Annotated in this window: 13 protein-coding genes; 6 read left to right on the top strand and 7 right to left on the bottom strand. The window is 57.0% G+C overall.

What is annotated here, in order from left to right; genetic code table 11:
- Positions 1–416: 416 nt before the first annotated feature.
- On the bottom strand, positions 417–1,256 hold the full coding sequence (locus ACQG2Q_RS21840; protein WP_022649417.1) for an AraC family transcriptional regulator: 840 nt from the start codon (positions 1,254–1,256) through the stop codon (positions 417–419).
- Between the two features lie 166 nt (positions 1,257–1,422).
- On the opposite strand from ACQG2Q_RS21840, the gene ACQG2Q_RS21835 reads away from it, so the two are divergent.
- From ACQG2Q_RS21835 to ACQG2Q_RS21825, 3 genes are read left to right on the top strand one after another with little or no spacing between them, the layout of a single operon-like run.
- Entirely contained in the window at positions 1,423–3,237 is a 1,815-nt protein-coding gene (locus ACQG2Q_RS21835; RefSeq protein WP_058646091.1) for a DUF2264 domain-containing protein, read from the top strand.
- A gap of 31 nt (positions 3,238–3,268) precedes the next feature.
- Complete coding sequence (locus tag ACQG2Q_RS21830; protein ID WP_096217015.1) at positions 3,269–4,534, top strand: oligosaccharide MFS transporter; 1,266 nt, start codon at positions 3,269–3,271, stop codon at positions 4,532–4,534.
- Between the two features lie 28 nt (positions 4,535–4,562).
- Positions 4,563–5,750 carry a glycoside hydrolase family 88 protein gene (locus ACQG2Q_RS21825; protein WP_045622724.1) on the top strand — a complete coding sequence of 396 codons (1,188 nt, stop codon included), beginning with the start codon at positions 4,563–4,565 and terminating at the stop codon, positions 5,748–5,750.
- 12 nt (positions 5,751–5,762) lie between these two features.
- Here ACQG2Q_RS21825 and ACQG2Q_RS21820 read toward each other — a convergent pair whose 3' ends face one another.
- From ACQG2Q_RS21820 to qseB, 6 genes are all read right to left on the bottom strand, one after another.
- On the bottom strand, positions 5,763–6,290 hold the full coding sequence (locus ACQG2Q_RS21820; protein ID WP_022649413.1) for a hypothetical protein: 528 nt from the start codon (positions 6,288–6,290) through the stop codon (positions 5,763–5,765).
- Positions 6,291–6,329: 39 nt separating this feature from the next.
- The gene (gene lysM, locus ACQG2Q_RS21815; protein ID WP_022649412.1) at positions 6,330–6,770 is read right to left on the bottom strand and encodes a peptidoglycan-binding protein LysM; all 441 of its coding nucleotides are present in this window, start codon (positions 6,768–6,770) and stop codon (positions 6,330–6,332) included.
- Between the two features lie 151 nt (positions 6,771–6,921).
- On the bottom strand, positions 6,922–7,236 hold the full coding sequence (locus tag ACQG2Q_RS21810; protein WP_003862506.1) for a putative quinol monooxygenase: 315 nt from the start codon (positions 7,234–7,236) through the stop codon (positions 6,922–6,924).
- A gap of 30 nt (positions 7,237–7,266) precedes the next feature.
- Positions 7,267–7,848 carry an NAD(P)H-dependent oxidoreductase gene (locus ACQG2Q_RS21805; protein WP_022649411.1) on the bottom strand — a complete coding sequence of 194 codons (582 nt, stop codon included), beginning with the start codon at positions 7,846–7,848 and terminating at the stop codon, positions 7,267–7,269.
- 104 nt (positions 7,849–7,952) lie between these two features.
- The gene (gene qseC, locus ACQG2Q_RS21800; protein WP_063850465.1) at positions 7,953–9,302 is read right to left on the bottom strand and encodes a quorum sensing histidine kinase QseC; all 1,350 of its coding nucleotides are present in this window, start codon (positions 9,300–9,302) and stop codon (positions 7,953–7,955) included.
- A complete protein-coding gene (qseB, locus tag ACQG2Q_RS21795; protein WP_022649409.1) occupies positions 9,299–9,958 on the bottom strand; it encodes a quorum sensing response regulator transcription factor QseB in 660 nt (219 codons plus the stop codon). The genes qseC and qseB overlap by 4 nt, the downstream gene beginning before the upstream one ends.
- Positions 9,959–10,097: 139 nt before the next feature.
- On the opposite strand from qseB, the gene ACQG2Q_RS21790 reads away from it, so the two are divergent.
- The 3 genes from ACQG2Q_RS21790 to plsC all read left to right on the top strand — a co-directional run bounded on the left by ACQG2Q_RS21790 (position 10,098) and on the right by plsC (position 13,777).
- Entirely contained in the window at positions 10,098–10,499 is a 402-nt protein-coding gene (locus ACQG2Q_RS21790) for a YgiW/YdeI family stress tolerance OB fold protein (protein WP_022649408.1), read from the top strand.
- A 118-nt stretch (positions 10,500–10,617) separates the two neighbouring features.
- Positions 10,618–12,876, top strand: a complete 2,259-nt coding sequence (gene parC, locus ACQG2Q_RS21785) for a DNA topoisomerase IV subunit A (RefSeq protein WP_023298608.1) — start codon at positions 10,618–10,620, stop codon at positions 12,874–12,876.
- 163 nt (positions 12,877–13,039) lie between these two features.
- The gene (plsC, locus tag ACQG2Q_RS21780; protein WP_022649406.1) at positions 13,040–13,777 is read left to right on the top strand and encodes a 1-acylglycerol-3-phosphate O-acyltransferase; all 738 of its coding nucleotides are present in this window, start codon (positions 13,040–13,042) and stop codon (positions 13,775–13,777) included.
- Positions 13,778–13,795: the final 18 nt, after the last annotated feature.

The following is a 13,795-nucleotide window of genomic DNA, read 5'->3' as shown; positions in this document are numbered from 1 at the left end:
AGAAGCAATAAAGTTGCTTTCTAAATGACTGAGGGCTGTCAGCGATGCCCTGGTCCGGCTGTAAATCGCTGAGGCGTTTCCTGCAGGCCGGGGCGAGGCGCAGGGATGCGCCGAGAGGGCGGCTTTACAGGGACGTTGCCTCCGCCCGTACCCGATAAGCCGGAAGGAATAAGCCGAGGGCACCGCGAAGCGGCGATTTACCGCCGGGAGCCCGGGTCGCCAGGGTGGTGGCGACTGAGCCACCCTGGCACGTTCACCGGTCATGTCGTTACAGAGTAGCAAGGAACATAAAGTGAACGGAATGACCACCACCGCCGTATGTTCCCCTCACCCTAACCCTCTCCCCGGAGGGGCGAGGGGATTGCTCAGTGCTCGCATTAATTTGTGGGGAACCCTCAGCCCCGTGGGTGAGGGCGTCAAACCGCACGATGGTTCTTCCTGTACTGCAGCGGCGTCTCGCCAATCCCTTTTTTAAACGCGCTGATAAACCACGTCACGTCGGAAAAACCCGTCTGTGCGGCAATGTCACGCACGCTCGAATCAGTGTGGAGTAAACACTCACACGCCTTACGCAACCTTAGCGTATTCAGGTAGTCGTGAATTTTTTCGCCCGTTTCCGCATGGAATTTTCGCGATACGTAGCTGCGGGATTTTCCCAGCTCATTGGCCAGCGCATCCAGACGAAATTTCTCCTGATAATGCTCGTCGAGCCAAAACATCACCTGGCTGGCGATCCCCTGGCTGTTTCCCGGCTCGCCGTCGCGATCGTCGGGCAGCATCGCGAACAGGCCGATCAGCAGGCTGGCGATGCTCTCGCCGTTCATCGGCGGTTTATAGCAGCTAAACAGATGGTCGATATGATGATGGAAGTGGGCTAAATCGGCGACCCACGCTTCGCCGCCACGGCGTGACAGCCGCTCCAGACGCTGCCGGGTCTGGGGAAAATCCCGCAGGATCTTCAGCACCGCGTGCTGGTCGAGATGAATAATGGTGCGGCGGTAAATTGCCTCCGCCTGTTCGTCCACCATGACCTTGTGCAGCGTAAAAGGCGGGAAGAAAAACAGCCGTCCGGGGCGCATGGTGTAGTGACGATTATCGACAATCGCCACGCCAAAGCCCTCTTCCACATAGAGGATCTCCAGACACTGGTGCCAGTGATGGTAGCGCACGGTATTGGCAAACAGGCGGCTGAACGAGGCCACGGTATCGTTCAGGGCGATCAGTTCCAGAAGATCGGATGTCGGCGTGTCGCGCATAGTGCAATAAAACTCAACTTTTTCCCGTCTGACCGTCTTTATAAACCACCTTTTTAAATTTTCTCAACTGGAGGTTTATTCATCGTTCATGCCTGTGACACGGCTAACATTTCTGCCCCTTGCGGATTCACTATGCTTTGCCGCAGTTGATTACGAGGGCGAACCGATGTGGGCGGCAAACAAAGAAAAATCAAATCCGTTGTCTTCACGCCAGGATGTAGTGGCGTCGTTGAATGCACTTTTACAGGCGCTGGACACGCAATTTCCGGCGAACCGTTCACGATTCTCGCTGGGTGATACCTGCGCCCATTACACAGCGGATATTGCGCAGATGGAGGGACTTTCCCGCGCGCTGTGGGGGCTGTTTCCGCTGATGGCATCCGGCGAAAGCACGCCGTTCAGCGAGAAGTACCTTACTGCCATTAAGCTTGGTACCGACCCGCAAAGCACCGGCTACTGGGGTGAAACCGGCCCGTACGATCAGCGTCTGGTGGAGATGGCGGCCTACGGTCTGGGGCTCGCTCTGCTGGGAGATAAACTCACCGCGCACTTTACCGGGCGCGAGGTGATGAACCTGCACGCGTGGCTCAACCAAATCACCGACGCGCAGATGCCGGACAGCAACTGGAACTATTTTGCCATTATGGTCCAGCTCGGCTTTAAGCGCGCCGGCCTGCCGTACGATCAAGCCGCCATTGACCACCGCTTTGCGCTGATGGACGCCTACTATCTCGGCGACGGCTGGTACTCCGATGGTCCCGGCCGCCCGAAAGACTATTACATCTCCATGGCTTTCCATTTTTACGGCCTGATTTACGCCACCCTGAGTGACGACGAGGCGAGGGCGAAGGTGCTGCGCGAGCGCTCGCATCTGTTCGCGGAAGACTTTATCTACTGGTCCGCCGCCGATGGTGCCTCGGTGCCGTTTGGCCGCAGCCTGACCTACCGCTTTGCCATGGTTGCCTTCTGGAGCGCGGTGGCTTTTTCTCAGCTGGACGTCTTCACCCCGGGTATCGTGAAGGGCATTGTGCTGCGGCATCTGCGCTGGTGGCAGCAGCAGTCGATTGTCGATCGCGACGGTATTCTTACCCTGGGGTTTGCGTATCCGAACCTGGCGATGTGCGAGGATTACAACTCCCCCGGTTCACCGTACTGGGCGCTGAAAACCTACCTGATCCTGGCGCTGCCGGAGGCGCATCCGTTCTGGCAGGCCGACGAGCAGCCGCTGCCCGCGCTTGTTGAAAAACATGTGATCCCGCATGCGCAGCAGATCCTGATGCATTCGAAAGATTCGCAGCACGTCGTCATGCTCACCGCTGGTCAGCTGGAGCTGAATAACTACGTCAACACCGAAGCGAAATACACCAAATTTGCCTACTCCAGCCGCTTCGGATTCACCATTGAGCGCGGGCGTTTTGGCCTGAAGCATGCCGCCTGCGATTCGATGCTGCTGCTGACGGATGGAGATGACTATTTCCGTGGTCGTCGCGAGTGCGAAGAGGTTCGGGTAGATGAACATAACATTTTCTCGCGCTGGTCGCCGTGGCGCGACGTGCAGATTGCGACCTGGCAGATCCCGTTCGGGGAGTGGCACCTGCGCCTGCACCGTATCAACAGCGCGCGCACTCTGCAAACCGTCGAGGGCGGCTTTGCGGTGATGAAAACCGCCCACCAGGTGCGCGATCGCGGTTGTTATCTGATGGCTGAAAACGGCAGCAGCGTCATTGTCGATCTTTCGCCGGTCATTCACCGCCAGCCAGACAGCATCGTCACGCCGCCGAACAGCAGCATTATGTTTGCGGAGTGCGCTTCCATTCCGTTGTTAAAGGCCGACCTCCCGCAAGGGGAAAGCTGGCTCTGTTGCGCCGTTCTGGCTGGCGGAAAACAGCCCGTTGCGGCGACGCCGCAGCTGAATATAACCCATAGCCGGGTCGTCATTAGCGAACCCGGAAGCGAACGTAAGCTGTCGTTCACATTATAAAAATCTGGCCCTACACGTCGGCGAGGATGATATGAAAAGCACATCGATAACTAACAGAACTGAATATTACAAAATCAGTAGCTTTATCTTTCTCTATTTCTTTACCTGGTCTGCCAGTATTGGACTGCTGGCGATCTGGCTTGGCCAGAAAGCCAATCTCAGCGGCTCGGTGATTGGAACCGTTTTTGCGGTGAACGGGATATTCTCCGTTATTCTTAAACCGATCTACGGCTATATTCTCGATAAGATCGGCATGAGCAAATACCTGCTCTATTTTGTGGTGATCATGTCGGCCCTGATGGCGCCGTTCTTTATTTACGTATACCAGCCGCTGTTAATGTCTAATACCCTGCTGGGGATTATTATCGGCGCGCTCTATTTAAGCTTTGCCTGGTACGCGGGTGTGGCGGCGTGCGAATCGTATTCCGACCGCTTTAGCCGCTTAAACGGCATGGAGTTCGGGCAAATTCGCATGTGGGGTTCGCTCGGCTGGGCGGTGGCATCGTCCTTCTCCGGCCTGCTGTTTAACCTCTCACCGGCGTATAACTTTATCCTCGGCAGCGTGGCGTCGGTGGTGATGCTGATCGTCCTGCTGAGCCTGAAAGTGAACACTAACTCCATTCACGCGGGCGAGGTGCTGACGAAAGAGAAAATCGCCCCGTCAGACGTTTACGCCCTGCTGCGAAACCGCAAATTCTGGGCCTTCTGCCTGTACGTGGCGGGCGTGGCGTGGATGATGTTTATCGCCGAGCAGCAGTTCTCGCGCTATTTCGTCACCTTCTTCGATGATATTCATGAGGGCAACGCGGTATTCGGTTATCTCGGGACCGTGCAGTCGGGCATGGAATTTGTCATGTATATGGTGGTCCCGCTGTTTGTGAACTTTATTGGCGCCAAACGCGGGCTATTAATTGTCGGGCTGGTGGTCGGGGCGCGTCTGATTATTTCCGGCATGTGTGATTCTCACCTGTTAATTTCAGTGCTTAAGCCGCTGTACGGTCTGGAAATTTGTCTCCTGCTGGTGTCGGTATTTAAATATATCGCCGAGCATTTCGACAAGCGCGTCAATGCCACCATGTATTTACTCGGCTATCAGGCAATGCTCTACGTTGGCAACGTGGTGGTCTCTTCCCCTGCCGGCTATATGTATGACCGTATTGGCTTTGAGCACACCTATATCATCATGGGCGCAACGGCGCTGACCTTTACCCTTATTTCTGCTTTTACGTTATCTGCCTGTCAGAGCAAATGGCGCGGGGCTCGTGCGCTGAACGTAGCAGAAACGTCAACACGATAAATTACGCCGTCAAAGAAGGAACCGAAATATGTTAAGTCGTATCAAAGAAGAACGTCTGCCTGTTATCGCTGCGCCCGTTGACTCCCGCGCATTCAGCGATGAACTGAATTCGGCGCGCAGCCACGTTCTGGACCTGATTAGCCGTCATTTAACGGAGTTCGGCGACAAATTCCCGGCGGAAACCTGCCAGAACGGTTTTTATCCGCTGACTGACAACGTGGAGTGGACCACCAGCTTCTGGACCGGGCAGCTATGGCTGGCATGGGAGATGAGCGGCGAGGAAAAATTCCGCGCGATGGCGGAAAAACACGTGCGCTCGTTTGGCCTGCGCATCGCCGGGCGCAACGACACCAACACCCACGATTTAGGCTTCCTTTACACGCTCTCCTGCGTAGCCGCGTGGCGACTGACCGGAAACCGCGAGGCGCGCGGCTTCTCGCTGCTGGCGGCGGAAGCTCTGCTGGAACGCTTCCACGAGAAGGCGAAGATCATCCAGGCGTGGGGCGATCTCTCCGATCCGGACCAGGCCGGGCGGATGATCATCGACTGCAACATGAACCTGCCGCTGCTCTACTGGGCAACGGAGCAGACGGGCGATCCGCGTTTTGCCGACGCCGCAAAAGCGCACGTCATGCAGGCGGCGACGTACCTCATTCGTGACGATGCCTCCACCTTCCACACCTACTATATGGATGTGACAACCGGCGCACCGCGCTACGGCAACACCCAGCAGGGCTACGCCGACGACTCCTGCTGGTCACGCGGGCAGGCGTGGGGAATTTACGGCTTCCTGCTGAGCTATATCTATACCGGCGACGAGACGATGATCGCCCTGTCAAAACGGCTGGCGAACTACTTCCTCAATCGCCTGCCCGACGACTACGTCTGCCACTGGGATCTGGCGCTGGTGGGCACCGACGCGCTGCGTGATTCTTCCTCGGCGGCGATTGCGGTATGTGGGCTGCTGGAGCTGGTGAAACACCTGCCGGTCACGGATCCGGATCGCGAGCGCTATATGGAATGGGCTAAAGGCATTATGTCGTCACTGACGAAACACTATCTGATGGGGAGAGAAGAAAAGGGCAACGGGCTGCTTAAACACTCGGTTTACCACCTCGGGAGCAACAAAGGCGTGGATGAGTGCGCAAGCTGGGGAGATTACTTCTACGTTGAGGCGCTGGTGCGTTTCACCCGGAGCTGGAAACTGTACTGGTAACTGGCCGGGGGATTACCATCCAAGCACGTCTTTAATGACGCGCCGGTAGGGCGTATCAAGCTGGGCAGGCACGCGGCAAATATAGTCCTGCGCATGGCTACGGGTCTCTCCGCTGAGGCCGTCGAGATAAGCGATGGCTTCGTCCACGGCAGGAACCCTGCCTTCCTGTGACGCGCTTCTCGGCGGGAGCCCGGTCCAGATGATCGCTTCAATACCTTTCTCCCTGGCCCATGTTGTCAGGATACCCGTGTCGCGTCCGGTGATTAGCAGCGAGCCAATGCCATCGCAGCGATCCTCGGGAATGGCTTCGCGCTCACGCAAAGCGCGGCAGGCCACGCTCAACGTTGTGGCCTCCAGCCATGCCCAAAGCACCGGCACGGCAGGGGCATTCATACAGATGGCGGTCGCCAGTTCACCGCCATCGCTGACCCGACAGAACTCGACGGGCAAAGAAGGCCCGTCGGTCTGCCACTCACCGGCTACCGGTAACGCGCCGCTTTTCCAGATTAACGAACCCCAGCCAAGACAAGCTATTTTCATTCTGTTCCTCTGCGCGACGTGAACCGACTGTTTTAGACGTTATGCTTTAGGAATACGCAGCGTCTGGCCGGGATAGATTTTATCGGGGCTGGAGAGCATAGGGCGGTTAGCCTCAAAAATCTTGTTGTACTGGTTAGCATCGCCGTACACGGTTTTAGAGATCGCGCTCAGGGTATCGCCGGATTTCACCGTATAGTAAGTAGCTTCATCTTTGGCATCTGTCGCGGTGATGTTGTTCTCCACCTCGCTGACGCCTGCGATGTTGCCCACGGCGACCTGGATTTTTTCTTTCTGCTCCTGCGTCAGCCCGTCGCCCGTCACGCTGGCTTTGCCGTCGGTGACGTCAACCTGAACCTTATCGGAACCGGGAATGTTGAGTTTCTTGAGGTGCTCGGTGATTTTGTCGCTCTGACCCTTATGATCGGTCAGATTGTCCCACAGCTTTTCGCCTGCTTCTTTTACGAAATTAAAAAGACCCATTCCATCCTCCTGTTTAACATGAAGTCAGAATAAGCATAGCAGTTGAGTGTTAAGGTGATAAAAAAAGCCCGGTGGCGTTAACGCTTACCGGGCCTGGGAGGGAAGTTGTAGGCCGGGTAAACGCAGTGCCACCCGGCAAATTTCACAGAACTTAGACCCCTTGCTCCAGAATACGAATATGGGTTTCCAGAACGTCCCCTTTCACCGCGTCGCTCCACGCTTTCATATGCGCGGTCTGCAAATGCGCTTCAAGGTGCGCGACGGTTTCCCACTGCTCAACCATGATGATCGAGTCTGGCGCGGTCGCCTGGAAGCTTGCGCTGGTGGCGGCGTCCACCATTGGCGCGTAGCCGTGGCAGCCTTCTTCTTTCAGTACGGTCGGGATGATCTTTGCGAACTCATCCAGCACCGCCTGGCGGTGATGTTGGCCAGGACGCGTACGGATTTCAGCAATAACGGTAAGCATAATTAACTCCTTCTAATTCCAGGCTACCAGTTAAGCAAAAATTTCCGCGAGATGCTTGCGATATTCTGCGATATAGCGTGGGACGTCCGGCATTTTAATTACGTCATTGACGATAAAGGTCGGCAGCGGCTCCATAGCCAGGAACTGATTCGCCTTGTGGAATGGCAGATACGCGCCGTCTACGCCTACGCCTTCAAAGAACTGATCTTGCTCGGTGAACGCTTCAAGTGGGGCATTCCAGGTCAGGGAGAGCATGTATTTCTTGCCCTGCAACAGGCCGCCGGAACCGTATTTTTTAGACGCGTCTGAGCGGGTGCGGCCGTCGCTGGCATACAGCGAACCGTGACCTTCGGTAAACACATCGTCCATGTATTTTTTCACGGTCCACGGTGCGCCCATCCACCAGCCCGGCATCTGCCAGATAACCACGTCGGCCCACAGGAAGTTCTGCACTTCGGCCTTCACGTCGTAATCGCTGTCCGCGCGCACAACCTTAACATCATGTCCGGCGTCGCGCAGGAAACCATCCGCGACCTCGGTCAGGGTGTCATTGAGCTGGCCTTTAGAGTGCGCAAATTCTTTCGCGCCGTTGATAATCAGAATGTTGCTCATTATTTGTCCTCGATGCTGAGAGTATGCCAGGTATTCTACGCGCGAGGACGGAGCGGAAAAATAAGCAAAATGTGCAAAGTCTTTTGCGCTCAGCGCAATAATGGCTACCAGCTGACGGTCACCTCAAAGCCCCCTTCAGGCGCATTGCCCAGCGAGACGCGCATCCCGTGTAACGCCGCGATGCGCTTCACAATAGACAACCCCAGACCGCTGCCGGTGGCGTCCTGGCCCGGTGGACGATAAAAGCGCTCGCCGAGACGCGCCAGCGCATCGGTTGAAATGCCCGGGCCGTTGTCGCGCACGGTAAAGCTTTGGGTGTTCAGCGTCACGTCCACCACGCTGCCGCGCGGGCTGTAACGAACGGCGTTATCCAGCAGGTTACGCGCCAGCAGGCTCAGCAATAACGGCTGTCCGTGACGCATCACCTCGGGCGCGTTGACGTTGAGCCGAATATCAATGCCCGCCTGCTGCGCCGGATGCCAGATATCCAGCACCGCGGATTGCAGCAAATCGGCCATCATCACGGGTTCGACGTCATCAAGATTATCCAGTGAATCCAGGCGCGACAGGGTGAGAAGCTGGTCCACCAGTCGGGAGGCGCGGTCGATGCCCGCATGCAATTGCCCCAGCGCTTTAGACTGCGCCCCGGGATCGTCAAGGGAAAGCTGCGCCACGTCGGTTTGCACCTTCAGCGCGGCCAGCGGGCTGCGCAACTCATGAGCGGCATCCGAGGTGAAGCGGCGCTCGCGGGCCATCATCTCCTGCGTACGGGCGAAAAGATGGTTAAGCGCATCAAGCAGCGGGCGAACCTCCGTCGGCACGCCGTGGGTGGGCAGCGTATCGGTCGCATCCGGCGAGCGTGAACGCAGGGTTTGCGCCAGGTTTTTCAGCGGTTTCAGTTCCCGGCTCAGCAGGACAATCAGCAACAGAAGCATTACGGGCAGCGCCACCAGCCACGGCGTCAGCTGCGAGCTGACCACGTCCAGCGCCATATCTTGTCGGTACTCCCACTCCTGGCCAACCACCACGCGGTATTTCCCGTCCGGGGAGGTCAGCCACAGGAAACGCCATTCGTCGTTGTCATCCTGCAACCGACCGTCATCAAATCCGTCCCGGCGGTAGTGATAAGGTATGTCGCGCCCGTTCTCACCGTCGTTAAGCACCATGCTGCCGTCGGCGGTGAAGATTGCGAAGGCCAGCGCATCGTCGTCAAGATGGCCGTGTTTGGCTTTTTTCGGCACCTCGCGCATGCGTTCCGGGGCGCGAAGTTCGTCCACGTCCATCGTCAGCAGCCGTTTGGCAAACAGCATCTGCTGGGTATCGAACAGCTTATCGAGCTTGTCGGTCGTCTGTTGCCAGGCCACCACGCTTGCGGCAAACCAGGCCGCCAGGGACAGCAGCAAAAAGAGGAGCGTCAGGCGCAGCTTCAGGCTCAGGCGTTGGGTCAGTTTCATGCGTCACCCAGGGTATAACCGATGCCGTGCACGGTGCGGATAAATTCGCTGCCGAGCTTGCGGCGTAAATGATGAACGTGGACTTCGACGGCGTTGCTGGAGACGTCATCATCCCAGTTGTAGAGTTTCTCTTCGATGGCCTTGCGCGGCAGCACGCGGCCCGCGTTGCGCATCAGCAGTTCCAGCAGGGCGAACTCTTTGGGTTTGAGCACCAGCGTTTCGCCCTCCAGCGTGGCGACGAGACTTGCCGGATCGAGCGTGACCTTGCCGTGACGCAGCTCGCTGCGCGCCTGCCCGTGGCTGCGGCGCACCAGCGCTTCGAGGCGGGCTGCCACTTCAATCAGCGCGAACGGCTTACACAGGTAATCATCCGCCCCCAGGCGTAACCCTTCGACGCGCTGATTCAGCGCATCCCGCGCGGTGAGGATCAGCACCGGTTCGCTCTTACCGCTTTCGCGCCAGGCGCGCAGGATCTCAAGCCCGTCGATTTCCGGCAGCGTCAGGTCCAGCACCACGGCATCGTACGGCGCGGTGTACAGGGCCGCCTGCCCGGTTTTACCGTCGGTAAACCAGTCCACGTTAAAGCCCATTTTGCTTAAGCCCGCTTTGATGCCATCGCCGATGAGCTTGTCGTCTTCTACCAGTAAAATGCGCATATTTCCTCCTTGATGCCGTCAGTAAACCTTCTGCAAGCGCCTGCTGTACAGTAAAAATAAATAAATTTTCCCCTTAAGAAGTTGTTAAGGTTTACCCTGTTTAATGGATTGTGAAACGACATTAAAGGGAGAGATTAAGATGAAAAAATACGCTGCAATTGCTGCCATTATGATGATGACCACTGCCCCTGTTTTTGCTGCACAGGGTGGCTTCTCTGGCCCATCTGCGACACAGACCCAGACGCAAACCCAGCAGGGTGGCTTTGTCGATAATAACGCCAACCTCACTACCGCGGCTAAAGTCAAAGATATGAAGGACGACAGCTGGGTGAAGCTGCGCGGTAATATTACCGAGCGCCTGTCCGATGACCGTTACACCTTCCGCGATGAAAGCGGCACGGTGGTGGTGGAGATCGACCACAAGCGCTGGAACGGCGTGACGGTGACGCCACAGGATAAAGTCGAACTCCAGGGTAAAATCGATAAAGACTGGAACGAGTTTGAAATCGACGTGAAGCAGGTTATCAAGCTGAACAAATAACCCGGAAAGGGCCGCATGAGCGGCCCTTTTTCTTTGTGACTCAACTCGCCAGATGAGGTAGTATCTGCGGCAATATTGCCTGAAACCCATCGGTTTCTGAGTTGAGGAATCACACGTAATGAGCGATATGGCAGAGCGCCTCGCGCTACATGAATTCACGGAAAACGCCTACCTGAACTACTCCATGTACGTCATCATGGACAGGGCGTTGCCGTTTATCGGGGATGGCCTGAAGCCCGTTCAGCGCCGCATCGTCTATGCGATGTCCGAACTGGGGCTGAATGCGACCGCCAAGTTCAAGAAATCCGCCCGTACCGTCGGTGACGTGCTGGGGAAATACCATCCGCACGGTGACAGCGCCTGCTATGAAGCGATGGTGCTGATGGCCCAGCCGTTCTCTTACCGCTATCCGCTGGTGGATGGCCAGGGGAACTGGGGGGCGCCGGACGATCCGAAATCCTTCGCGGCGATGCGTTATACCGAATCCCGCCTGTCTAAATATGCCGAAGTGCTGTTGGGCGAGCTGGGGCAGGGTACGGTCGACTGGGTGCCAAACTTCGACGGTACGATGCAGGAGCCGAAAATGCTGCCTGCGCGTCTGCCGAACATCCTGCTGAACGGCACGACCGGTATCGCCGTGGGCATGGCGACGGACATTCCGCCGCACAACCTGCGTGAAGTGGCGAAAGCCGCCATCACCCTGATTGAGCAGCCAAAAACCTCGCTGGACGATCTGCTGGATATCGTGCAGGGGCCGGACTATCCGACCGAAGCCGAGATCATCACCTCGCGTGCGGAAATCCGTAAAATCTACCAGAACGGCCGCGGCTCCGTGCGCATGCGCGCGGTATGGACCAAAGAGGATGGCGCCGTGGTGATCACCGCGCTGCCGCACCAGGTCTCCGGCGCGAAGGTGCTGGAGCAGATTGCCTCCCAGATGCGCAATAAAAAGCTGCCGATGGTGGACGACCTGCGCGACGAATCGGACCACGAAAACCCGACCCGTCTGGTGATCGTGCCGCGCTCTAACCGCGTGGATATGGAGCAGGTGATGAACCACCTGTTCGCCACTACCGATCTGGAAAAAAGCTACCGCATCAACCTGAACATGATTGGTCTGGACGGTCGTCCGGCGGTGAAAAACCTGCTGGAGATCCTCACCGAATGGCTGGCCTTCCGCCGCGATACGGTGCGCCGCCGTCTGAACCATCGCCTGGAGAAAGTGCTTAAGCGCCTGCATATCCTCGAAGGTTTGCTGGTGGCGTTCCTCAACATTGACGAAGTGATTGAGATCATTCGTACCGAGGACGAACCTAAGCCTGCCCTGATGTCGCGCTTTGGCATCAGCGAAACCCAGGCCGAAGCGATCCTCGAACTGAAGCTACGCCATCTCGCTAAGCTGGAAGAGATGAAGATCCGCGGGGAGCAGAACGAGCTGGAAAAAGAGCGCGATCAGCTTCAGGCGATTCTGGCGTCCGAGCGCAAGATGAACACCCTGCTGAAGAAAGAGTTGCAGGCCGATGCCGACGCCTTTGGCGACGACCGTCGTTCTCCGCTGCATGAGCGCGAAGAAGCGAAGGCGATGAACGAGCACGACATGCTGCCGTCCGAGCCGGTGACCATCGTGCTTTCCCAGAGCGGCTGGGTGCGTAGCGCCAAAGGCCACGATATCGACGCGCCGGGTCTGAGCTACAAGTCCGGTGACAGCTTCAAGGCGGCGGTGAAGGGCAAGAGCAACCAGCCGGTGGCGTTTATCGACTCCACGGGCCGCAGCTACGCTATTGATCCGATCACGCTGCCATCCGCGCGCGGGCAGGGCGAACCGCTGACGGGCAAGCTGACGCTGCCGCCGGGCGCCACGGTTGACCATATGCTGATGGAAGCCGACGATCAAAAACTGCTGATGGCGTCTGATGCTGGCTACGGCTTTATCTGCACCTTTAACGATCTGGTGTCGCGTAACCGCGCCGGTAAAGCGCTGATCAGCCTGCCGGATAACGCCCACGTCATGCCGCCGCTGATCATCGAGAACGAAAGCGATATGCTGCTGGCGATCACCGCTGCCGGACGCATGCTGATGTTCCCGGTCAGCGATCTCCCGGAGCTGTCGAAAGGGAAGGGCAACAAGATCATCAGTATCCCGTCAGCGGAAGCGGCAAAAGGCGAAGATAGCCTGGCGCATCTCTTCCTGCTGCCGCCGCAGAGCACGCTGACCATTCATGTCGGCAAACGTAAGATCAAACTGCGTCCGGAAGAGCTGCAGAAGGTGGTTGGCGAGCGCGGACGTCGCGGCTCACTGATGCGTGGCCTGCAGCGCATCGACCGCGTGGAGATCGACTCGCCGGCGCGCAGCAAAGCGGACGACAGCGAAGAGTAACCTGTTTCATCCCCCCCTCTTTCCGGAGGGGGATTACCATAAAATTTCCCGTAAAAACGTTGTTAATTCGTGCGTTGCGATTAACAATACGCGCTCGTAATAAAGTCCTTACCTGGCCACAGGTGAAGTATAATTGTCAGCTGTCAGGGCTTCAGAGGTCGCTATGCTATACATTGTTCGTCTTATTCTTACCGTTATTTACTGCATTCTGGTCTGTATTTTCGGATCGATTTATTGCCTGTTCAGCCCGCGTAACCCAAAACATGTCGCGACGTTCGGGCACATGTTTGGTCGCCTTGCGCCATTGTTCGGCCTGAAGGTTGAAAAGCGTCTGCCTGAAGGGGCGGAGAATTTCGGTAACGCCATCTATATCGCTAACCATCAGAACAACTACGATATGGTGACGGCCTCAAATATTGTTATTCCGCCGACCGTAACCGTCGGGAAAAAGAGCCTGTTGTGGATCCCGCTTTTCGGCCAACTGTACTGGCTCACCGGTAACTTGCTGATTGACCGCAACAACCGTGCGAAAGCGCATGGCACCATTGCGGAAGTGGTGGATCAGTTTAAAAAGCGCCGGATCTCAATCTGGATGTTCCCGGAAGGGACGCGCAGCCGCGGTCGCGGCCTGCTGCCGTTCAAGACCGGCGCGTTTCATGCTGCAATTGCGGCAGGCGTTCCAATTATTCCCGTGTGCGTTTCCAATACATCGAATAAGATTAATCTTAACCGTCTGAAAAACGGACTGGTCATTGTCGAAATGCTACCGCCGGTGGATACCTCCAAATACGGTAAAGACCAGGTGCGCGAGCTGGCCACGCACTGCCGCGAGCTGATGGCTCAGCACATTGCACAGCTCGATAAAGAAGTTGCAGAGCGAGAAGCCGCCGGTAAGATTTAACCCGGTTTCGTTCAAGGG

The sequence above is a fragment of the Enterobacter cloacae complex sp. 370H10 genome, from assembly GCF_050031535.1.
Taxonomy (GTDB): Bacteria; Pseudomonadota; Gammaproteobacteria; order Enterobacterales; family Enterobacteriaceae; genus Enterobacter; species Enterobacter intestinihominis.
The sequence above is the reverse complement of the archived record's forward strand: the minus strand, read 5'-3'. Positions and strand labels throughout refer to the sequence as shown.

Excerpts from the sequence above, each read along its gene's own strand:
- ACQG2Q_RS21840 (WP_022649417.1), bottom strand. The coding sequence starts at position 1,256 with ATGCGCGACACGCCGACATCCGATCTTCTGGAACTGATCGCCCTGAAC.
- ACQG2Q_RS21835 (WP_058646091.1), top strand. The coding sequence starts at position 1,423 with ATGTGGGCGGCAAACAAAGAAAAATCAAATCCGTTGTCTTCACGCCAG.
- ACQG2Q_RS21830 (WP_096217015.1), top strand. The coding sequence starts at position 3,269 with ATGAAAAGCACATCGATAACTAACAGAACTGAATATTACAAAATCAGT.
- ACQG2Q_RS21825 (WP_045622724.1), top strand. The coding sequence starts at position 4,563 with ATGTTAAGTCGTATCAAAGAAGAACGTCTGCCTGTTATCGCTGCGCCC.
- ACQG2Q_RS21820 (WP_022649413.1), bottom strand. The coding sequence starts at position 6,290 with ATGAAAATAGCTTGTCTTGGCTGGGGTTCGTTAATCTGGAAAAGCGGC.
- lysM (WP_022649412.1), bottom strand. The coding sequence starts at position 6,770 with ATGGGTCTTTTTAATTTCGTAAAAGAAGCAGGCGAAAAGCTGTGGGAC.
- ACQG2Q_RS21810 (WP_003862506.1), bottom strand. The coding sequence starts at position 7,236 with ATGCTTACCGTTATTGCTGAAATCCGTACGCGTCCTGGCCAACATCAC.
- ACQG2Q_RS21805 (WP_022649411.1), bottom strand. The coding sequence starts at position 7,848 with ATGAGCAACATTCTGATTATCAACGGCGCGAAAGAATTTGCGCACTCT.
- qseC (WP_063850465.1), bottom strand. The coding sequence starts at position 9,302 with ATGAAACTGACCCAACGCCTGAGCCTGAAGCTGCGCCTGACGCTCCTC.
- qseB (WP_022649409.1), bottom strand. The coding sequence starts at position 9,958 with ATGCGCATTTTACTGGTAGAAGACGACAAGCTCATCGGCGATGGCATC.
- ACQG2Q_RS21790 (WP_022649408.1), top strand. The coding sequence starts at position 10,098 with ATGAAAAAATACGCTGCAATTGCTGCCATTATGATGATGACCACTGCC.
- parC (WP_023298608.1), top strand. The coding sequence starts at position 10,618 with ATGAGCGATATGGCAGAGCGCCTCGCGCTACATGAATTCACGGAAAAC.
- plsC (WP_022649406.1), top strand. The coding sequence starts at position 13,040 with ATGCTATACATTGTTCGTCTTATTCTTACCGTTATTTACTGCATTCTG.